Genomic DNA, 20281 nt, shown 5'->3' on the forward strand with positions numbered 1-20281 from the left:
GGAACACTACCCAGATTGCACCCATACCCATGGTCGCATCACATTGAATCGCTGCATCGCCTGATCAGGCCGGTATCGTGAAAGACCAACCGCATGCCGACGTCGACACGAAACGCCTTCCGAAGGTGCTGCTCGATCGGCTCGCAAGGCCGGTCAGGCAATTCCTGGCGATTGAGGCCTCAAGCGGCGCGGTTCTCCTGGTTTTCCTCGTTGCCGCTCTCGTCCTTGCCAATTCGCCCTGGGCGCATTCCTTTTTCAATTTATGGGAAACACAGGTCGGGTTCCGGGTGGGCGCCTGGGAGTTCACCCGTACGTTGAGAGATTGGATCAACGATGCGCTGATGACGCTGTTCTTCTTTCTGGTCTCGCTTGAGCTCAAGCGCGAGCTGGTACTCGGCGAATTGCGCAATCCGCGCATGGCAGCGCTATCGATATCGGCCGCACTGGGAGGAATGCTGGTGCCCGCCTTGCTCTATCTGACGATGCAGGCAGGGCAACCGGGCCAGCACGGCTGGGGCACGGTGATGGCCACCGACACCGCGTTCGTCATCGGCTGTCTCGCGTTGCTGGGTTCACGCGTCCCACAGTCTCTGCGGGTTTTCATGTTGTCGCTGGCTATCGTGGATGACATAGGTGCCATTCTCGTTGTTGCCGTCGGCTACAGCAGTGAAATCGCTGTCCTGCCCCTCGGCCTGGCTGCTCTTGGCATCGCCGTGGTGCGTGCAATGGCGCTTTCAGGCTTCCGCGGTTTTCCGCTCTACTTTCTGATCGGCGCCCTGATCTGGCTTGCCGTCGACGCGTCAGGAGTTCACCCGACGATCACCGGCGTGGTGCTCGGTTTGATGACGCCGGCGCGCAGATGGGTCAGCGACGAGCGGTTGTACGCCATTCTCGATCAGGTCATAGCACATCCTGACAGCGGGGAGGGTGTTGGCGGCACTGAAGATCGTCAGACGCTCCAGGTCGCGGAGGTCGCGGCACGCGAAACACTGTCTCCTGTCGAGCGTTTGGAGATCGCGTTGCATCCCTGGGTCGGCTTTGTCGTCATGCCCTTGTTCGCGTTTGCCAACGCTGGAGTAACACTCTCTCTCGACAGTCTTGACGGCGCCGTCATGATCGCCGTGATTGTCGCCTTCGTCATCGGCAAACCCGTCGGTATCCTTGCGTTCAGCTGGCTGGCCGTGCACACGGGGATTGCCATACGCCCGCCGGAACTCGGCTGGGCGACGGTCGCCGGCGGCGCTCTGCTCGCCGGGATAGGCTTCACGATGGCATTGTTTATTGCCGGTCTTTCCTTTGGCGATGACCTCATCGACAGCGCCAAACTCGGTATCTTCCTGGGGTCGATCGTTTCCGCGCTGGCGGGACTTGCGGTGCTGACATGGGTGACCACCGGCAAGGCCCGGACCGCGCGGCCGGCGTGACCGCGCACCGTAGCCGCCGGAAAGTCGCTTCGACAAGGCCGATGCCGGAGCCCGGCACCGTGTGACCTGCGCGGAGCGGCCGGTGGGGGTGCGCCACCGCACAGAACTCCCTGTGTCAAAGGCGGAGGATGCTCTGGCATACCGCATTCTTCACAGGACACCAGACATGCACAAACAACATCCCGCCATTCGGGCGATCCGCGGATCGCCTTTCTTCATTGCACTGTCCGCTGCCGGCCTTCTTGTGCTGGCAGGCTGTGCCACGGCACCCGTGCCTCCAACCCAGGCGCTGCAGGCAGCCGAGTCGGCGATTTCCAATGCCGAACAGGCCCGCGTCGCCGATTATGCGTCCTCCGAACTCACGACGGCGCGCACGAAGCTGGCTTCGGCCAACACCGCGGCGCGCGAAGAGCGGATGATCGATGCCGAATACCTGGCCATCGAGTCGCGCACGCATGCCGAAGTCGCCCTGGCCCGGGCCGAGGAGCTGAAGGCCAAGGCCGTCAACGACGACATGCAGCAGAGCATTGACACTCTGAAGCAGGAAATGCAGCGCGCCACAGGAGAAAGTCAATGAACGCCACAGCCATGACATCAAGCCGAGCGGCGCTGGTCGTCGCGGGTTTCTTCCTTCTGTCTGCCTGTGCGACGACGCCGGAGGCGCCGGAAGCACCGCTCGATTCCCGCGTCAAGCTGACCGCACTCCAGTCCGATTCCCATCTCGCCACCCGTGCGCCGGTGGAGATGAAGGCAGCGGAGGCAGCCGTCAAAGCAGCCGAAGCGCCTCATCCGGATGGCAAGTACGCTACCCACCTGGTTTTGCTGGCTGACCAGAAAGTCGAGATTGCCCGCGCGCGCGCCCAGAGCCGTCAGTACGAGGACCAGCGTCAGGCCCTGAGCGAGAAGAGCGAACGCGCCCGACTCGAGGCCCGTACACAGGAAGCCGACCGCGCGCGCAGTGATGCGCAGTCCGCTCGCGCCGACGCCGACTCCGCCAGGGCGGACGCATCCAGCGCACGCGACGAGGTTGCCGCTTCAAGGGCGGCGCGCCTGGAATTGCAGCGCCAGATCACGGAGCTCAATGCCCGTGAGACCGATCGCGGTCTGGTCGTCACCCTGGGCGATCTTCTGTTCGCCACGGGCAAGTCCGATCTGACCGGTGGCGCGGGGGCCAACCTCGACAAGCTGGCGGCCTTCCTCGACGAGTACGACGATCGCACCGTTCTGATCGAAGGCCACACCGACAGCGTGGGCAGCGAGGAGTCGAACCAGTTCCTGTCGCAGCGTCGCGCGGAGTCGGTGAAGAGCTACCTGGTCGGCCGCGGCGTGCAGGCGGATCGCCTGACCACCCTCGGGCTCGGTCAGGGCTCGCCGGTGTCCAGCAACGATACCGCTACGGGCCGGCAGCAGAATCGTCGCGTCGAGGTGATCATCTCGAATGCAACGACGCTTTCCAGCACCAGTTGAGTCTTCTGGCAATGTTCAGGCCCGTCCGGCGCAAGCCCGGCGGGCCGTTTTTCACCAACCACCACTGAAAGCAGGCTGTAATCATGAACAAGCAAAAGATCAAGGGCGAGTTGCACAAGGCCAAAGGCAAGATCAAGGAAGTGACCGGCCGCGCCATCGACAACGAGGAAATGGAGCGCGAAGGCAAGCTCGAGCATGCCAAAGGCTCGGTACAGGAAAGTTACGGCGAGCTTAAGAGCGAGGTCAAGGAGGTCACCGAGTGAGCCGCGCGACAAGCGAACTGCCTGACGGTGCTACCGCCGGCACAAACGCGAGGACGGACGGAGTTGACAACCTGGCCGCCGGCGCCCTTAGCGGCATTCATGCGGCGGCAGAGGCGGCTCACCCCGCCATAGATCGTATGGCGTCCAGTGCACACGATGCCGTCAGCAGGGCCGATGAGGCGGCCAGTCAGGCCACCGATGCTGTGGCGCGGGCCGGCAACAAGGCGGGCGTGAAGGGCGAGGAGCTTTACGCGGCGGGAGCCGGCTACATGCGGGACCACCCCGTGTTAACGATAGGTGCAGCGGTGGCCACAGGCTACTTGCTGAGCCGGTTGCTGGCCGCGCGCTAGGTTCGGCGGCAGCCCATGTCTTTGCAGGAAGACGACCGTCCGGTGGCGGCAAGTGACACGTCAGCGCCGCCACCGGATCTTGTCGGACACGCCGCCAGTCTTGCCCGCGAGGTCTGTGGGCTGGTTCACGATCACCTCGAACTGGCCACGCTGGAGAGCCGCCTGTTCATCGGACGTGTTCTCTGGATGGCAAGTATTGCAGTCTTCTCTGCCCTGGTGCTGGCGAGCGCATGGCTCGTGCTAACCGGCGCGGCGGTGTTGGTGTTGATCAGTGTCGGTGTGGCGCCGGCTATGGCCATGACGTTACTTGCCGCAACCAACGTCCTGCTGGCTCTCGTTGGCTGGCTGCTGCTCAGACGCACCAGTGCGCGGTTGGGCTGGCCCGCCACACAGCGCAAGCTGAGGCCGCTGGCCGCATGTCCCTGAGATCTAGCATACGGGAGACCGAGCATCGCATTGCCCTGCGGCATGCTCGTATCGGCGTCGCCGTCGGTGGCGTCACGAACTCTGCCGGCAGGCGCATGATATCGCCCGGCGCCCTGGTCGCGGCCGCTCTGTTCGGGGTGGCTCTGCACCGCAGCGAACGGCTGCACGGCTTGCGGATTCTGGCTTTGATCCAGGCGGCGAATGCCGGCCTGAGGCTCTTGCTTAACCTTTTCCTCCGATCGCGAGCCGTCTCGGCGGGTCGCTGAGCAAATCCGGGACCGCCGACGCCAATCGGCGCACCGGGATACGTCCAGGGGGTGCAACTACAACCAATAGGCGCCGAATCGCGCGAAGCGCTCCTTGATCCGCAGCCACAGGGAGCGGCGCCGCCACTCCGCGAGCACTATCTGCTCGGACTCCGCCAGGTCTTGCGCGAACATCGCGTTCATCTGCCGCGCAAACTCCCCGCCCAGCACCACGGCGTTGATCTCGTCGTTATGCAGGAAGCTGCGCCAGTCGAGATTGCTCGAACCGATGGTCGACCACACGCCGTCGATGACGGCGGTCTTGGCGTGCATCACCGCGCCCTGGCGCTCGTGGATCTCCACACCGGCCTTCAGTAGCGTCGTATAATACGAGCGGCCGAGGTGGAAGATCGCCGCCGAATCGGTATGGCTGGGCAATACCAGCCTGACCTTCACGCCGCGTTGTGCCGCGTCGGTCAGCGCCTTGAGCAGGACCGGGTCGGGCCCGAAGTAGGCAACCGTCAGGTGGACTTCGGCCGCCGCGCGTGAGATCGCGGACACCAGCGTCAGGTAGATCGGGCTGGCTTGCTCGTCCGATCGGCTGCCGATGGCGCGCACGATCTCGTCGCCCTGCGCGGGCAGCTCCGGATAGTACTCCCTCGGTGCCGGCGGAGCTTCGGCCTGCCGGGTCCATGAGTCGAGGAACAGCCGCTGGAACTCGGCCACAGCGGGCCCCTCGATCTGGATGTGCGTGTCGCGCCAGCCCTCGCCATCGTCGGGCGCAACGGTAGGCTTAAGCGCGGACGCCGGCTTGCCCAGCGGGACACTCGAATAACCGACGCTGATGTTCACGCCGCCGATAAACGCGATGCGGCCGTCGACCACCAGCTGCTTGCGATGATCGCGGTTATTCATCCGCCAGGTCTTCGGGTCCTTCGCCAGCGGGTTCACGGGATTGAATTCGAGCACCGCGATGCCGGCTTCGCGCAGCGTGTCAAAGAATGACTGTGGCGTCAGGAGGCCGCCGACGCTGTCGTACATGACGTTGACCTGCACACCGGCCGCCTGCTTTTGCAGCAACAACGCGGCAAACTCCTGGCCGAACTCGCCATCGTCAAAGATATACGTCTCGAGATTGACGTGGTCGGCGGCCGCCCGGATCGCTTCCAACATCGCCTCATGAGTATCCGGGCCATTCTGCAGCAGCGTGACTTTGTTCCCGAGTACCAGCGGGCTGTCGATGGCGACGGACTGCTCATAGGCGAGGTGCGTTCGCAGCATATCGGGGGCTGCCGTTTCCCGTTCAAGCTGCCCGAGCAGCTGTTCGCCGCGTGCATCCGAGACGGTGCCATGCTCGCCCTGGAACTCGACCTCCACGGGAACCGGCACGTCCAATTCCACCATCGGCAAGGCCGCGCAGCCAGCCAGGGCCAGCACCAGCAGGCCACCTGCGAACTGCGCCCTCCGGTCGGCCAGTCTATAAGGACCGTCGGCCACTGATGATCTGTAACAGCACCATGACCACCGCGATCACCAGCAGCACGTGGACGAAACCACCGATGGTGGTGCCGGAGACCAATCCCAGCAGCCAGAGAACGAGAAGGACGACAGCAATTGTGTACAGCATGCTTGTGCTCCGTTAGGTGTGTGTCCGGTGGGAGTGCGTTTACTGCCTCCCCCATATCGAAATTGTGTTCCTTTTCCGCCTTTCCCTCTGTGCGGTCTCGCACCGATGGCTTCGCCCGCAGGTGGACTTCCGGAGTCAGGTATTCTGCCCGCGGGGAAGGCCCTAAGGACTGCCGGCGGATTCCATTGAACCGGCATTCGTTTCCTGGCTGGCCCCATCCCCCGCGTTCGCGAGTTCGGCAAGGGTCTGCGCGAGGTTATTGCGGGCCGTGGGAAAGCCCGGTTCCAGCTCGAGCGCTTGCCGGTAGGCCGCTGCCGCCGCCGCCAGGTCGCGCTGCAGGTAGCGCACGTTTCCCAGCGCTGTCCATGCCATGGCCTCTCCCGGCCAGCGCGCAACGGCTGCCGTGTAACCCTCCGCGGCGAGCTCGAGGTTTCCCGTCGACTCGAACGGTGCCACCGCTCGCAGCCAGCCGAGCACATCGGCGCTGGCGGGCGGTTCGCCGGCTTTGACCGCTATCATGGCCCAGCGCCCGCCACGGTCCCAGCTGGCGAGGAACGGAACGGCCCCGCGCTCCGCGCGGCGGGTAATGCCGGAGCGCAACAGGAGTTTCTCCGCGGCAGGGTCGAACCCTACCAATACCGAGTAATGCCATACCGGCCACCGATCGAGGCCGAGGTTCTGCAGCAACAGGACGGGGTGCCCGTCCCGCAGCTCCGCGAGTATCGGTGCGAGGGTCTCGGGCAGCACGTAGGGGACGCGCCCGTGAGTGCGAGCCGCCGCGAGCATTTCGGCCTGAAGGCTGCCCCGGCGGTCGGGTACGTAGACGTGTGAGACCAGTTGCGCAGGCGTCACATCGACGCCGCTGTGGGTCAGCACGGTGGCGAGCGCGGCCGGTCCGCACTGGTATTCATCCTGCGGGAAAAAGGGTACCCGGACGAGTTCGACGGGCGACCCGGCCTCGCGCAGTACCTGGCGCTCGGGGCCCACCGCGCAGGCGCTAAGCACCAGCGGGGCGATAGTCGCCAGGATCAGGATCTGCGCACGCATGGCAGAGCGCGACCGTGGCGCGGCAGCGTTTGTACGCGGCCGCGGCCATCGCGAACCAGGAATTCAGATCCGGGTGAAAATATTGGTGACGCCTGTCAGTTCGAGAATGAACAGAACCACGAACACCACGCCGATCACGGCCAGTACGCCGCCGGCAGGATCAGTCTCCATGCTGGTCGCCAGCTGCTGCAGCTCGGCGTCCGACATGGCCGCCATTCGCGCCTGGACCATTTCGGGTGCCACACCCCAGTCCGCGAGCTGGGAGGCGACCGTCTCCTGCGCGAGTATCAACTCGATCCGGTCCAGCGTATGCGCCCGGGTTTCCTGCGCCACCATCTGTTCCGTGCCCACGATGCCCGCACGGGCGGGCAGTGAGCTCACCAGCATGGCGGCGAGGGTGAGGGCTATCACGACACTATTCATATTTTTCATGATCCGACTCCTGGGGGGATGGCTGCGAGGTGCGCCACGCGCCATGCATGGCAATGGAATCGCAGCGATCGATTGTCTTCAGCGCTGAAGATAACCGTAGCGACGGGTAGCTATCTGTGCGCTAGCGAACTTAGCGGGGCTGTCCGGACTTCTTGTGCTGCAACAGACGGTCGGACTCTTTTTTGACAACCGCATAGCATTCACAGCACAGACCCTCGAGTCTTTCGCGGTCCAGCACCTCGATGCGACCGCGGTGATAATCGATCACCCCGAGCCGTTGCAGCTTGCGTGCGGCCTCGGTGACGCCTTCCCTGCGCACGCCGAGCATGTTGGCGATCAGTTCCTGCGTCATGGTCAGTTCGCTCGACCTCAACCGATCGAGGGACAGCAGCAGCCAGCGGCAGAGTTGCTGGTCGATGCTGTGATGGCGGTTGCAGACGGCGGTCTGCGCCATCTGCGTGATCAGCGCCTGGGTATAGCGCAGCATCAGCACCTGCAGGTCTGCATGTCGGTTGAACTCGTCCTTGAGCAGCTGGCCGGCCAGCCTGTAGGCGTGACCCCCGCTCTGCACGATTGCGCGGCTGGTGGTGCTCTCGCCGCCCATGAACACCGCGATGCCGACGATACCCTCGTTGCCCACCACGGAAATCTCCGCCGATGCGCCATTCTCCATGACGTACAGCAGGGATACGATCGAGTCGGTCGGGAAATGGACCTGCCGTGACGACTCGCCCGATTCGTAGAGAACCTTTCCGAGGGGCATTTCCACCGGTTCGAGATGCGGAAACAGGCGTAGCTGCGCTTCCTTCGGCAAGGCGGCGAGCAGGTGGTTTTGTTCCGGGGCAGGGCTGGTCGGCATTGAGATCGCCTGTGGGCTATTGTTCGTGCCTGACAGGCTATTGCCGGGGCATTGTCCCGTCCGTGCGCCATCGTACATACAGCGCGCATCGCCTGAGCCACGTCGCCGATCCCCGGGGCAGGCGTGTGCGTCATCGAACCGAACTCTCCGCCCGTATGGACGATCCTGTCGGCAGGTGGCGAAGTGCCACGTTACGACAGCACCTGGTGCTGTAAGAGGAACCCCGATGAACAGGATTCTGACTGGAATGACGTACTTGGCAGCCGGAGTGGTCGTCGCGTTGACTCTCGGTGCCTGCGCCACTGCGCCGGCGTCGGACGAAGGTAAGGCGGCGATCGAGAAGGACGCCGGCGCGGTGCTGGCCGCGGCGAAAGCCGCCGACCCGACACTCGGGCTGGTTTTCAGTTCGGCCGCCGGCTATGCGGTTTTCCCGACGGTCGGCAAGGCTGCGGCGGGCCTCGGTGGCGCCTACGGCAAAGGCGTGCTTTACGAGGGTGGCCGCGCAGTGGGTTACTGTGACCTGACGCAAGCGACCATCGGCATGCAACTCGGCGGGCAGTCCTACTCGGAAATCATTGCCTTCGAGTCGAATGAAGCGGTTGAGATTTTCAAGCAGGGAAATCTCGGTTTGACCGCCCAGGCCACCGCTGTGGCCCTCAAGTCGGGCGCCGGCGCCAACGCGAAGTACACCGACGGCGTAGCCGTGTTCACCATGGACGAGGCCGGGCTAATGTACGAGGCCGCGGTGGGTGGGCAGAACTTCAGCTACCAGGCCAAGTAAACGTGCGGATCGCATGGCCGGGCTTGCCCGGCCATGCAAAGGGGTAACTGTCCTGAGCGGATCCAGATATTCAGCAATCGGTATCGTCTGCGTTGACGGAGTCCTTGATGTCTTCACAGGCATCTTCAATCGCGTTGCCAGTGTCTTTGGCTACATCCTTGATCTTTTGTCCCGTCTTATCGATAGCCTCGCCCGCATTCTCGGCCGCGCCGTCATTCGAATCACAGGCGGTGACCGTGAATGATGCCACGGTCAGAAGAAGTAGCAGTTTTGCAATGTTCATAAAGAGACCTTCCGGAAATAAGAGAACTGGGTCTGGCCGATTGCTGGTGCGGCCACGGATCAAGCATGGCCCGGCGCCGCTTCCGCAGTCGGTGCGCTGGAGCACATGGCGCCACCAGGAGGCGACTTGCGGCGGCGCAACCGGTCCGCCGAAATCTTCGGAGTTCCCGGGGAGTACGGCAGCGCCCCTCCCTCGTTCTCCCAGTCCTGCATGGCCAGGAGGGTAGGTGAGGCAGGTTTCTCGACTAACGCCGCGTTCCACCTCGCCACGTACCGTGCGCGATCGGCATGAGGCGGAGATAAAAGTATGAACTTTGCCGACGCGACAAATGCCGCGGAAAAATGCTCAACGGGAGATCTCGCAGGACCGATAATCCGCTCTGCAATAACTGTGGATGTCCTGCCTGGATAGCTAGCGTCCGCGTTACTGTGTGTCATATGTATTCCTGCGAGATGGAGTGATGCGGAGCCGGGAATCGCAGGACAGTCGCTGCGATTGGCCAAAACGGCGATCTACAGTGGCGAGGCATGGGCAGCTGCTGGCGGGGCGAAGCGGAAACCCTCCTGACCACTGCCGGCTTTAACGTCGTACATGGCGAGATCGGCGCGCCGCATCAAGGCGTCTATGTGGTGACCGTGGTCGGGATAGAAACTGATGCCTATGCTGGCGCTGACCCCGGCGCATTCGTCACCGATTGTTAGTGGCGCGGAAATGGCGGCCAGCACCGACCTGGCTACCCGCGCCGCGTCCCGTCGGCACGCGATCTCAGTTAAAAGAATTACGAACTCGTCACCGCCCCGCCGACAGACCGTGTCGCTGTCCCGCACGCAAGCCTCGAGGCGGCGGGCGATCGTCCTGAGTACGTCGTCGCCAAAATCGTGGCCGTAGTTATCATTGACTGCCTTGAACGAGTTCAGGTCGATGAACAGAAGAGCGAGCTTCTGACGACGACGGCGTGCGAGGCTGACAACCTGGTTCAGGCGTTCTTGCAGTAGCACCGTATTGGCCAGCCCGGTCAGATGGTCGTGCAGGGCGAGGTGGGCCATGCGCTCGGACATGAGCCGTGACTGGACCACATCGCGGAAGACGATCACGGCGCCGGTCACGGCACCGTCACGGTCGTGGATGGGGGCCGCAGAATCCTCGATGCCGAGCTCGGTCCCATCGCGCCTCAGGAGCACGCAGCCGATCGCCAGGCCAACCGTGCGGTCTTCGGCGATGGCACGCTCTGCCGGATTGGGAGCGGTATCACGTGACGTCCCGTCGATGAGGCGAAAGATCTGCTCCAGAGGCAGGCCCAGCGCCTCTTCGCGCGGCCAGCCGGTCAGAGTCTCTGCCTGCAGGTTCAGAAAGGTGAGGTTGCCGGCCAGGTCGGTAACCAGCACCGCGTCACCAATGGAATCGAGCGTCACCAGTGCTCGCTCTTTCTCGGCGAACAGCGCGGCTTCCGTCCGCTGCAACACGGCGTCGGCAGATCTGCGCTCCGTAATATCCTCCAAAATTAAAAGGATGGCGTCGGAATCGTGCGGGTCCGGCGCCATCGAGGCATGCAGCCGTGTCCACATGGCGCGACCATCCGGTCGATTGATGCTGACCTCCGTCTGAAACGGTTGCCTGGTCCGGACTGTATGCAGCCACCTGGTATTCACCCGCTCGCGGTCATCCGCTTGCAGCGACGCACTCCACCGCGCGCCACGGGCCTGTGCAGGCGTGAGTCCCGTGATCGCAAGGTAGGCGGCGTTCGCGTAGAGGCATCGTCCCTCCGTGTCGGAGACGCAGACGCCCAGCGGGGAGAATTCGCAGAGCCGGAGTGCCAGCTCCGGGCCGAACAGATCCGGCCCGGAGCTGGCAGCCGGTGTGGTCGCAATGCTTCGAGCCGTCCCTGTCTCGCTCATGTGCCGCTCGTCATGACCTCGCCACGGCCGCCTTCAGGTCCTGCGCCCGGTGCGCACGGCCAGGGCTCCCAGCAGCGACAGAAATCCGCCAAGAGCCAGCCAGGGCAGCGGGCTGGCAGTGGCCGGCAGCATTTCCGCACGGGTCTGCGTTGCGGCGACGCGAGTCGCTGCCGGCGGCGTTACCGGTGTTGCCACCTCGGCGATCTGCTCGGGCGGTGCCCCGGGCTGGGTCACGAAACCATACGTCCCCTCCGGGACATAGAGATTGACGAGCTGGTCACGACGCAGCCGCGCAAAGGGGGTAGCCCGATTGTCGATGTAGGCGACCTGGTTCATCGCGGGCTGCAACGTCACGGCCTCGATAGAGCGGTCGCGCCTGTCGCGGATGCTGAAGGTGACCTTGCCGTCCGGCTCGACACGCACGAACTTCGCCTCGAACCGCGCCCAGTTCTCGCCACTGGCGATGACGACTTCACGGCACGCCTCGATCAGTCGGGGGTGGTTGCGGAGCATTTCCGGGTTCCAGTCCACCTCGGCGCAGCTCTTCGTCTGTTCCCGTTCTCTCGGGAATTGCTCTTGCTGTGCGTTGGCGACACCGGGCAATGAGGCGCTGAGCACCATTGCCGTCAGGCATACGAGAGTTTTGCTGTGTGTAGTCTTCATCACGTCCTCCTTGTCTACAGGAAACCACTCGGCATAGTCACAACGGCGTGTACGATGAAGCGCTGTGGCGCATTGCCGACGAAATAGAATGGGTAGCAGGTCACCAGCGTAAGCATCGACTCGCCGGTATCGTCGAGCACATGCACATCACCCGGGTCGACGACCTCCAGTGCGGTGATGCGATAGAAGCGGGTCTTCTCCGGCGTGTTCAGCTCAACGAGATCGCCGACCGCTACGTCCTTCAAGGCCCGGAAATGGGTATCACGATGCGCGGCGATGCCGACGTTGCCCGTGCTGCCGGGAAAAGCCGTGCCCTCAACGAGCCCCGCACCGCGACGGAGCACGTCTGCCGTAGTGCCTTCGTAGACGGGCACCTCCAGCGCGATGCCGGGAATCCGGAGTACCGCGATCACCGCATCCGGAACGGGAGCTGCTGCGGCAGTGAGCGGAATCTCGCGGGGCCGCGGCTCGTTCGCCGGCGGGGGAACGAGCCACTGTTCGGGTGCGGGCTGCTGCGCCGTTGCCGTTGCCGTTGCAAATGAGGCCAGCCCTTCCTGGCGCTGCTGCTCGCCCCAGTAGAGAGCGCCAACGTAGGAGGAGAGCAGGGTTACGCCCGCGACCCACAGTAAAGTTTCCAAAATTTTCATAGCCCTTGCCCGCCGCCGGTTGTATGACCCCGGGGAGCAACTGTCAGTGTCGGGCACAAGGCGATTAGCCGTCTGTGCGAAAGCGCACGCAGGCCGGGGTGGCGCAGGGACGGATCACGGATCCTGGACGGCCACTGGGACGGTGCCGCACGGTCGGGTCCGGTTCAGTTGCCGGAGGGGGCGGCGGAGTAAGGCAGTAGCCGATCGGTTTCTTTCTTCACCACCGCGTAACACTCGCAGCACTGGCGCTCCAGCGCGGGCCTGTCCAGCACGGTGATGTGGCCACGGTGGTAGTCGATGATGCCCAGCTCCTGGAGTCTGTGGGCGGCTTCGGTGACCCCTTCACGACGTACGCCGAGCATGTTGGCGATCAGTTCCTGGGTCATGACCAGCCGGTTGTCCGGCAGGCGGTCCAGGGAGAGCAGCAGCCAGCGGCATAGCTGCTGGTCGATTTTGTGATGGCGATTGCACACCGCCGTCTGCGCCATCTGGGTGATCAGTGCCTGCGTATAACGCAGCATGTAGTGCTGAAAATCGCCATGGCGATTGAACTCGGCCATGAGCGCCTGCCCGGGCAGCCGATAGGCCTGGCCGGCACTCTGCACGATCGCCCGGCTCGGCGTGGACTCACCACCCATGAACAGCGCCACGCCGGTGATCCCTTCGCGGCCGATCACCGAGATTTCCGCGGAGGCGCCGCTTTCCATTACGTACAGCAGGGAGATAATCGAGTCTGTCGGAAAGTAGACGTCCCGGACTTTGTCTCCGGACTCGTACAGGACCTTGCCCAGCGGCATGACCACCAGTTTCAGGTTCGGAGCCAATCGCTCCCGCACCGGCGCGGGGAGGGCGGCCAGAAGAGAATTTTGCTGGACGGTACGGCCAGCGGACATTGAGCGGCTCCGGTCGATACCTGCCGTCTATTGTACGATCTTCGGACTCCCTGTGTACGCTGACATACAGAAGCGTCCCTGACCGCGCCGGCACGATACGGCGAACGATCCTTGCCGGAGTCTCAATGCCCGGCAATCTCCCCGACCCTGCCCTCGATCGCGCTGAGTCGACCCTCGCCCTGTTATCCGCGATCAGGACTGCCCCTGAAGGCTACGTCCCTGAAGCTGGTCCCGGCGCCCGTTCAGCTTCCCGAAGCACTCGCACGATGCGGATTCCAAAGCGGGACGATCGAGGATCGTGATCTCCCCCCGGGAATAGCCGATGACCCCGGCGGCCTGCAGCGTTCCGGCCGCCACGGTCACGCCGCTCCGACGGACCCCCAGCATATCGGCCAGCGCCTCGTGAGTGAGGTGGAAACTTCCGGTGCGGCTGCGATCATGGGTTAGCAGGAGCAAGCGGGCGAGCCGCTGATCGATCTGGTGAAAACGCGTGCAAGCCGCATTCATCGAAACTTCCAGCAGCCGGAGATACAGATATCGCCCCAAAACCTTTCGCAGTCCCCTGCTGTTGCGCAGTTCCCGACGCAGCAGGCCAATCGGAATGCGCATGGCAATGCCCGGGCTCTGGACGACAGCCCGCATCGGCACCTCGTCAACGCCGAGCAGCACCGTGGCGCCCAGCATGCCCTCCCGGCCGATCAGTCCCATGTCGAGGGGTTTGTGTCCGTCCAGCGCCGTCACCTGGGAGATCAAGCCGCTGTGTGGAAAATAGGCGTAGCGTGAGCGTTGTCCGGCCTCGCACAGCACCTCGCCGAGCAGTAATTCGACGGGTTCACAGGCGCTCGCCAAGCCCGCCTGCTGCCTGCGCGGCAGCGCGGCGATCAGGTCGTTCGGCTGTGTTGGGGGCGGCAGGGTGGCCAATACGGGTTCCTTTTTCGTGCTGCCAGACACGTCCTGCGACTATCCACCGCCCGGGATCGTCCCCTGGCACTGTCGATGCGTTAATTCTGTATGAATCGAAGTGGTCCGTCTGTGCCTTGGGGCACCAAGCCGAAACTGACACGACGTTCTGGACGCCCGCTACCGGGAGTCCGGCTCCTTAATCGTCCCCTCATGCCTGCCCCCTTCAGCCTCATCTGCCCGCCGATTTACCAAACACCAGTAGCCCGACACCGGCCACCGCGGAAGCCGCGCCAAGGATCAGGAACCAGGTGGTGGAGTCCGTGAAGCGCCCAGTGACGGCCTCCGTCACCTGGTCGCCCAGGCTTTGGGACGACTGGTACGCAAAGAAGAGCAGAATCAAGCCAACGACAAGAAGGACAGCAGCGAGAATTCTGTTATTCACTGTTTCAATCTCCTGTTGACGGAGGAGGGAGCATTTTCGGATGAACTGCATGTAGATGCAGGGTGAAGCTCAAAAGATAATCGAAGCTCGAGACCTGGTCGGTACGGTGTCCAACATATGCAGCCTCACAGGCAATAGAGAAGTCGCCATTTTTCTGCGGAAGTGAACCGCCCAGGCTGTCCCGGAGACTCTCTCGTGTGAGTCGGGCAGCGATTGCCTGACCTCTTTCTTGCTCGTAGTAGGCTGCCTCGAACTCAACCGACGGCATATTACCGATCGGCTCCAGCAGCCGTTGGTTATGAGTCACAGCCGCGGCCGACCGATGAGTCGATGCCAGCCTCGGCCAAGCGCTCGGTGTATCGGATTGAAGGTGTAAGGCTGAAGACTGGCCTGCAGCGAAGGTGTATGGTCTTGCCTCGACACGAGGTACAGCTTATGAAACTCGCTATCCTGTCCTGCGGGCCCCGCGCCTACAGTACACGCCGCCTGAAGGAGGCTGCGCTGGAGCGCAACTACGAGGTCAAGGTGCTGAATACGCTGAAGTTTGCGATTGACCTGCAAAAGGGCGCGCCCGACCTATACTTCCGCCAGAAACTCCTTAGTCACTATGACGCGATACTGCCGCGTATCGGCGCCTCGATCACCTACTACGGCACCGCCGTCGTCCGGCAATTCGAGGAGATGGGCGTCTTTTCCGCGAATACGGCGAACGGCATCACCAACTCGCGGGACAAGCTGCGCAGCCTGCAGATTCTGAGCCGTCACCAGATCGGCATTCCCAGGACGACCTTCGTCAGCGACAAAAAGGACGTGCTGCTCGCTATCGAAAGAGTCGGCGGCGCGCCGGTCGTCATCAAGCTGATCGAGGGAACCCAGGGCATCGGCGTGCTGTTGGCAGAATCACTCAAGGCGGCGGAGTCGATCATCGAGCTGCTGCAAAGCCAGAAACAGGATGTTCTGATCCAGAAGTTCGTGGCCGAGAGCAAGGGCAAGGACATCCGTGCGTTTGTCGTCGGCGACCGGGTCGTCGCGGCAATGCGGCGTGTTGCTCAGGGCCAGGAGTTTCGCAGCAACGTTCATCGTGGCGGCAGGGCCGAGCCGGTCGACCTGAGCGAGGAGTACCGGGAAACGGCCGTACGCGCCGCGCAGATTCTCGGGTTGAGGGTGGCTGGTGTCGACATGCTCGAGGGCGCGAAGGGCCCGCAGATTATGGAGGTCAACTCCTCACCCGGGCTGGAGGGCATCGAAAAATGTACCCAGCTCGATATCGCCGGTGCTGTCGTCGACTATATTGCGGCGCGCGTGGACTTCCCGGAGATCGATATTCGCCAGCGCCTGACGGTTAGCAAAGGGTACGGGGTCAGCGAGATTTACATTCGCAAGGATTCGAATTTCGACGGCAAGACGATCACCGAAACGAGATTGCGGGAGAGCGATATCAACGTGCTGACCCTGTACCGTGGACCGACCGTAATTCCGAATCCGCGATCCGAACGACAGTTGCAGGCGGATGACCGACTGTTGTGCTTCGGCAAGCTGGACGGAATGCGGAATCTGCTGCCACCGAAGGCGCAGCGCCGGAGGCGCCCTGAAATCCTCGACTTGCCGGCCGGCTGAGGCAACTGACTGGGACATCCCGAATCGGGGTGGGGAGCGGCCTCGCAAGAAGGTCAGAATGCCGGGGACGTTCAGTGCCCCCAGCGACCCGATGCAGAGCTCGTCGCTCGGGTTATTGTTGCGTAGGGTCCACTGCGCCCCGCTCGCCCTGAACGCTCCTCCGTGCTGCCGAGGTTTAAGCCGAGCACCCGGGATTTCAACAATTCATGGCTGTGAAATCGACCCGGTGTAGAAAACTTCGCAGTCGGCACCTGTGATCTTCCGCACACCGCGCTTGATAAAGTCAAGCAGCGGCCCGGCGGCAGCTATCAGGACGTTGGGCCGCTCGATCTCGGGTTCGCGGAACGGGCCGGTGATCCGTTGTTCAACGACCGCGCAGCCATCCCGGTCGAGCACCGCCACGCGCATGTCTTCGAAACGGTAATCGCCGAAGTCCAGTGCTCCAGCAAGGGCAAGACGGTTTTCCGGTGTGCGGAAAGCGACGTCGCGCGCCCGCACCACACCGTCTTCGACGGACCAATCCGATATCAACTGGTCAATCGTAGTGCTGCCTCCGCTGCCGCCGAGCAGACCGCTGAACGCATAACCACGGCTAGCTGCGATGCCCAACGGGCCGGCCAGGAAAATGGCGCCGACATCGACAAGATTGAAGCGCTGGGTCTCGGCATACTCGTCGAGTTCCTCGTCCAGGTCATACCCAGCGAGGACGAGCTTGCCCGAACCCAGGCTGATTGTGCCCGCGGCGCTTTGCCGGGCTTCCCGCCAGGTTGCGCCGTGCGCAATCAAATCCAGTTCGAGTTCCATCTGGCCGCTCGCGGAGTGTTCCGGCTCCAGCATCGTCACAAAGGCACCAAGATCAAGTTCGGAGATAGTGCTTTTCAAGGTGTACTGCGGTGTGCCAGGGGAAAGATCGATTCCAAGACTTGCCGAGGCCTGACCCCCGAAAGCCGTTGCAGTGACGGGATCGAGATCGAATATACCGTTCTCGCCGCGAATCTGCGCTGCCAGATCGGTAGCTGCAAACGGCTCCTGGCTGACGGTCCGGCAGGTCAACTCCCCTTCGGCGGCAAGCGTTGCCAGCACCTGCTTCAGCGTGGCGCCGGCGTGCCATACACTACGCAGGTCCAGATCGCAGTCTTCAAACAGCAATTCCAGCTCGGAAGCCTGATCAAAATATCTCACCCGTGCTTCGGTCACCCGAATCCGCCGCAACGACAGTTCATCGAGCTCCCTCGGTTCGGGTTCGGGTCGGTGAATGTTGTACGCTCCGGGGCCGTAGCGCTCGACCGACAGCGTCGGTCGCTGAATGTACAGGTCAATCAACCGCACTCTGCCGGTCAACAGACTGAACAGGGCGAGCCGCGCGCCGCCCTTCTCGGCAGTGCCCACGACCTGTCCATCCCTGCTCACTTCAAGATCTGCGAGTGTAACGGTCAGGCCCCGCCGCAGCCCGAATCGTGCCGGCCGTCCGATGTGGACATCCATGCCGAGTGCTTCGGCCAGCCCGTCCTCCAGGCGTCCTGTTGCCCAGTCGGACCCGAGCAACGGCCAGACGAGCAACGCTGCTGCCGCGATCAATGCAACCAGGGCAGAGACCATCAGAACCGCTTTTCGCATTGGTGTTGTCATCACCCTGACCGTACCCCTGAACGACACAACCCTGCCTTCGAATCTGGACCCGCCACTTCCAGGGCTCGACCTTTGAAAAGGTCGCCTTCGCTTCTTGTTGTCGTCAGAAGGGAGTGTGACAGAAAACTGCCAAACGCTTTCGAAGGGGTTAAACTCGAGTGGACAAGTAGGACTCCTGAATCAGAGCCCGCGTGCTACGCATCCCTATGACATTCCTGCCAAAATAGCCACATGAATAATTGCGTCAATCGCCGAGAAATTCAGGTTGCGCCTATGATGGATTGGACGGAAGGATTCGGAATAGCGATTCAAGATCAACGGCTTGTGGATTCAGTTTATCGGCAAGTCGCACCAATGTCGCACCGATATTTGTGGCATATTTAGCTAGATTAACTGCTTGCAAGCGGCCTGTTCTGGCGTCATTATCTTCGAGTGTGAATAGTTCATACCGAGTCTGAGGGCGGCTACCATGGGTTCTGCAGTCAAGAAGACCATCTCACTTCCACCGGACCTGGCGAAGCAGATCGAAGAGATCGCCGAAACTGAAGGCAAGTCGGTCAGCGCCGTCGTCCAGGACGCGCTGCGACTGGCGCACAGGGAGTACCTGAAGCGGGAGTATGCCGGGATTCAGGGTTTCTGGAGCAGGAAGGCTCGAGAGAAGGGCGTCCTTACTGAGAAGGACCTGCGCCGGTATCTCAGCGATTGAGGGTCGTCTTCGATACCAACATTTTCGTTTCGGCTTTCATGTTTCCCGGGAGCCGCGCGGACGTCGCGATCCGGAGAGTGCTCGATGGCGCGGATGAGTTAGTCATCTCCCGACCGATCATCGACGAACTCCTGACCGTGCTGGCTCGCAAGTTTGCGCGTGATGCCGATGAGCTGGGGCGGGTTGCACTATTCCTGACCGATATGGGCGATGTGGTCCGTCCACGAGGTCGGATTACGGTACTGTCCGACGAAGCCGACAATCGCATCCTCGAGTGCGCCCGCACGGGGCAAGCTGATCTGATCGTCACCGGGGACAGGGCGATGCTCGCGCTCGGGCATTATCGGGATATCGAAATCAAGTCGCTACGCGAGTACCTCGCGTCTTAGTTTTCAGATTCACTGGTTGGATTGCGGGAATGCGACTGTGGCTATGTGTAGCAGCCTGTATCCAGAATCACGGGTCACTCCGTGGGCTCAATCAGGTGGTTCGAGCTATTGGGGCCAAACCACCGGGTCGGAAGCGGACATGGATCGCGCCTACATCAATTTAGCCGAACTGGTTTGCCACGGTTCGTTTGAGAGAGCTCCGAATCACTCGTCAGGCGGCGGAAGTAAGCCCTTTACTACTAAGTCCTCTATGATCTTATCCCCCGCAGATCGACGAACCGTGCGCCAGTCAGCCCCCGTGTCGCCTTCGGTCTTAGCGGTCCCTGTCAAGACCTTAGTACCTGTCTCGACCTCGTACACCGCAACATCAGCTTGGGCCCACGGAGATTCGCTCGTATAGACCCCATATTGATTCCCGCTTACAGTTTGGGTGACACCAGAGTCGATAAAGGCAACTACAAGTACTGCGTCGGCGCCTGCCGCACGCAGCACCTGAAACATCTCACTTGTATCCAAATCCCGTGTAGGCGGCACGATGTCCACCATACGCATAGCTCTCGCACCCGTGGTCGCAACGATGCGGTCGTGCATGATCGTCTCTAGATCTTGGCGCCACTCCAAGTCACCACTGTCCGCGAACACCGCCAACGATTGGAACGTCGCGTCGGTGAATGCCGGGTCTTTATACGAAGAGAATGAAGTTGTCGCGCATGCTCCCAGCATCGCGAGACTGATCAATATTGTCGCTATCCGAAACATCCGTACCATTTCCTCGTCCCCAGAATGGACTGCTGCCTCTGGTCGGAAGCGGTCATATTACCGCGATCGGTTGTCCGCTTGAGGCCGTGGACCCAGGATACAAGGCACGCGTTTAGGAAGAACATCCGCGGATAGAGCAGGGGCACTCCCCATTAAGTTGTCGTGGCTGTCCAAATCTCCAATTAATTGGCACAACCGGAAAACAAAAGTGCGACATTGCCGGTGCGTCACGGTGCGACATTGGCCATTTTCGGCCCGGAATAGGCCCGCACGAATTCTGGAGCCGGGCCCGCGAGCTACGCATCCCTATGACATTCCTGCCAAAATAGCCACATGAATAATTGCCCACATCGCCGAGAAATACAGGTTGCGCCGATGATGGATTGGACGGACAGATTCGGAATTGCGATTTAGGATCAGCGGCTTACGAATTCAGTGTATCGGCAAGACGCACCGATGTCGCACCCTGTTTTCTCAGCAGATCTTGGAGATTTATAGGTTGCATAGGATGAAGCGCCTGCCAAGTCCCAAGGT

23 protein-coding genes are annotated in these 20281 nt (G+C 62.2%); 9 read left to right on the forward strand and 14 right to left on the reverse strand.

From position 1 onward, the window contains the following. Positions 1-77: 77 nt before the first annotated feature. From nhaA to ACJMK0_RS18440, 5 genes are all read left to right on the forward strand, one after another. A complete protein-coding gene (nhaA, locus tag ACJMK0_RS18420) occupies positions 78-1424 on the forward strand; it encodes a Na+/H+ antiporter NhaA (RefSeq protein ID WP_405240610.1) in 1347 nt (448 codons plus the stop codon). A 166-nt stretch (positions 1425-1590) separates the two neighbouring features. After that, positions 1591-2001 (forward strand): DUF4398 domain-containing protein, encoded by a 411-nt coding sequence (locus ACJMK0_RS18425; protein ID WP_405219973.1) that lies wholly within the window; start codon positions 1591-1593, stop codon positions 1999-2001. Further along, positions 1998-2891 carry an OmpA family protein gene (locus ACJMK0_RS18430; RefSeq protein WP_405240612.1) on the forward strand — a complete coding sequence of 298 codons (894 nt, stop codon included), beginning with the start codon at positions 1998-2000 and terminating at the stop codon, positions 2889-2891. The genes ACJMK0_RS18425 and ACJMK0_RS18430 overlap by 4 nt, the downstream gene beginning before the upstream one ends. Before the next feature lie 83 nt (positions 2892-2974). After that, positions 2975-3154, forward strand: coding sequence for a CsbD family protein (locus tag ACJMK0_RS18435; protein ID WP_405240613.1), 180 nt, complete (start codon positions 2975-2977; stop codon positions 3152-3154). A gap of 365 nt (positions 3155-3519) precedes the next feature. Further along, positions 3520-3930 (forward strand): hypothetical protein, encoded by a 411-nt coding sequence (locus ACJMK0_RS18440; protein ID WP_405240615.1) that lies wholly within the window; start codon positions 3520-3522, stop codon positions 3928-3930. A gap of 323 nt (positions 3931-4253) precedes the next feature. On the opposite strand, the gene ACJMK0_RS18445 is transcribed toward ACJMK0_RS18440, so the two are convergent. The 5 genes from ACJMK0_RS18445 to ACJMK0_RS18465 form a co-directional block, all read right to left on the reverse strand. Next, positions 4254-5672, reverse strand: coding sequence for a phospholipase D-like domain-containing protein (locus ACJMK0_RS18445; RefSeq protein WP_405240616.1), 1419 nt, complete (start codon positions 5670-5672; stop codon positions 4254-4256). Continuing rightward, the gene (locus ACJMK0_RS18450; RefSeq protein ID WP_405234529.1) at positions 5653-5802 is read right to left on the reverse strand and encodes a lmo0937 family membrane protein; all 150 of its coding nucleotides are present in this window, start codon (positions 5800-5802) and stop codon (positions 5653-5655) included. Before ACJMK0_RS18450 ends, ACJMK0_RS18445 begins: the two co-directional genes overlap by 20 nt. A gap of 162 nt (positions 5803-5964) precedes the next feature. After that, positions 5965-6849 (reverse strand): PA2778 family cysteine peptidase, encoded by an 885-nt coding sequence (locus tag ACJMK0_RS18455; protein WP_405240618.1) that lies wholly within the window; start codon positions 6847-6849, stop codon positions 5965-5967. Positions 6850-6912: 63 nt separating this feature from the next. Then, a complete protein-coding gene (locus ACJMK0_RS18460) occupies positions 6913-7281 on the reverse strand; it encodes a PA2779 family protein (RefSeq protein WP_405240620.1) in 369 nt (122 codons plus the stop codon). A gap of 130 nt (positions 7282-7411) precedes the next feature. Further along, positions 7412-8140: a Crp/Fnr family transcriptional regulator gene (locus ACJMK0_RS18465; protein WP_405240622.1), complete on the reverse strand. Its 729-nt coding sequence runs from the start codon at positions 8138-8140 to the stop codon at positions 7412-7414. Between the two features lie 226 nt (positions 8141-8366). Here ACJMK0_RS18465 and ACJMK0_RS18470 point away from each other — a divergent pair, with 226 nt between their 5' ends. Then, entirely contained in the window at positions 8367-8921 is a 555-nt protein-coding gene (locus ACJMK0_RS18470; RefSeq protein ID WP_405240624.1) for a lipid-binding SYLF domain-containing protein, read from the forward strand. Positions 8922-8991: 70 nt separating this feature from the next. On the opposite strand, the gene ACJMK0_RS18475 is transcribed toward ACJMK0_RS18470, so the two are convergent. The 7 genes from ACJMK0_RS18475 to ACJMK0_RS18505 all read right to left on the reverse strand — a co-directional run bounded on the left by ACJMK0_RS18475 (position 8992) and on the right by ACJMK0_RS18505 (position 14647). Next, positions 8992-9204 (reverse strand): hypothetical protein, encoded by a 213-nt coding sequence (locus tag ACJMK0_RS18475; protein ID WP_405240626.1) that lies wholly within the window; start codon positions 9202-9204, stop codon positions 8992-8994. A gap of 512 nt (positions 9205-9716) precedes the next feature. Beyond that, positions 9717-11099 carry a diguanylate cyclase domain-containing protein gene (locus ACJMK0_RS18480; protein WP_405240628.1) on the reverse strand — a complete coding sequence of 461 codons (1383 nt, stop codon included), beginning with the start codon at positions 11097-11099 and terminating at the stop codon, positions 9717-9719. 33 nt (positions 11100-11132) lie between these two features. Continuing rightward, positions 11133-11762, reverse strand: a complete 630-nt coding sequence (locus tag ACJMK0_RS18485; protein WP_405240630.1) for a hypothetical protein — start codon at positions 11760-11762, stop codon at positions 11133-11135. A gap of 14 nt (positions 11763-11776) precedes the next feature. Continuing rightward, entirely contained in the window at positions 11777-12409 is a 633-nt protein-coding gene (locus tag ACJMK0_RS18490; protein WP_405240632.1) for a class D sortase, read from the reverse strand. A 164-nt stretch (positions 12410-12573) separates the two neighbouring features. Continuing rightward, the gene (locus ACJMK0_RS18495; protein ID WP_405240634.1) at positions 12574-13302 is read right to left on the reverse strand and encodes a Crp/Fnr family transcriptional regulator; all 729 of its coding nucleotides are present in this window, start codon (positions 13300-13302) and stop codon (positions 12574-12576) included. Between the two features lie 192 nt (positions 13303-13494). Then, positions 13495-14223 carry a Crp/Fnr family transcriptional regulator gene (locus ACJMK0_RS18500; protein WP_405240636.1) on the reverse strand — a complete coding sequence of 243 codons (729 nt, stop codon included), beginning with the start codon at positions 14221-14223 and terminating at the stop codon, positions 13495-13497. 211 nt (positions 14224-14434) lie between these two features. Further along, positions 14435-14647 carry a DUF3185 family protein gene (locus tag ACJMK0_RS18505; RefSeq protein ID WP_405240637.1) on the reverse strand — a complete coding sequence of 71 codons (213 nt, stop codon included), beginning with the start codon at positions 14645-14647 and terminating at the stop codon, positions 14435-14437. Between the two features lie 435 nt (positions 14648-15082). Here ACJMK0_RS18505 and rimK point away from each other — a divergent pair, with 435 nt between their 5' ends. Then, positions 15083-16264, forward strand: a complete 1182-nt coding sequence (gene rimK / locus ACJMK0_RS18510) for a 30S ribosomal protein S6--L-glutamate ligase (protein ID WP_405240639.1) — start codon at positions 15083-15085, stop codon at positions 16262-16264. A gap of 204 nt (positions 16265-16468) precedes the next feature. On the opposite strand, the gene ACJMK0_RS18515 is transcribed toward rimK, so the two are convergent. Continuing rightward, positions 16469-17863, reverse strand: coding sequence for an AsmA family protein (locus ACJMK0_RS18515; protein WP_405240641.1), 1395 nt, complete (start codon positions 17861-17863; stop codon positions 16469-16471). A gap of 499 nt (positions 17864-18362) precedes the next feature. Between ACJMK0_RS18515 and ACJMK0_RS18520 the strand changes: the two genes are divergently transcribed. Both ACJMK0_RS18520 and ACJMK0_RS18525 read left to right on the forward strand, forming a co-directional pair. Further along, on the forward strand, positions 18363-18599 hold the full coding sequence (locus ACJMK0_RS18520) for a CopG family ribbon-helix-helix protein (protein ID WP_405240642.1): 237 nt from the start codon (positions 18363-18365) through the stop codon (positions 18597-18599). Beyond that, positions 18596-18988, forward strand: coding sequence for a putative toxin-antitoxin system toxin component, PIN family (locus tag ACJMK0_RS18525; RefSeq protein WP_405240644.1), 393 nt, complete (start codon positions 18596-18598; stop codon positions 18986-18988). The genes ACJMK0_RS18520 and ACJMK0_RS18525 overlap by 4 nt, the downstream gene beginning before the upstream one ends. Before the next feature lie 204 nt (positions 18989-19192). Here the strand turns inward: ACJMK0_RS18525 and ACJMK0_RS18530 are convergent, their stop codons facing one another. Further along, a complete protein-coding gene (locus ACJMK0_RS18530; RefSeq protein WP_405240646.1) occupies positions 19193-19747 on the reverse strand; it encodes a hypothetical protein in 555 nt (184 codons plus the stop codon). Positions 19748-20281: the final 534 nt, after the last annotated feature.

Origin of the sequence: Lentisalinibacter orientalis (assembly GCF_040706535.1) — a bacterium.
Taxonomy (GTDB): Bacteria; Pseudomonadota; Gammaproteobacteria; order Steroidobacterales; family Woeseiaceae; genus Lentisalinibacter; species Lentisalinibacter orientalis.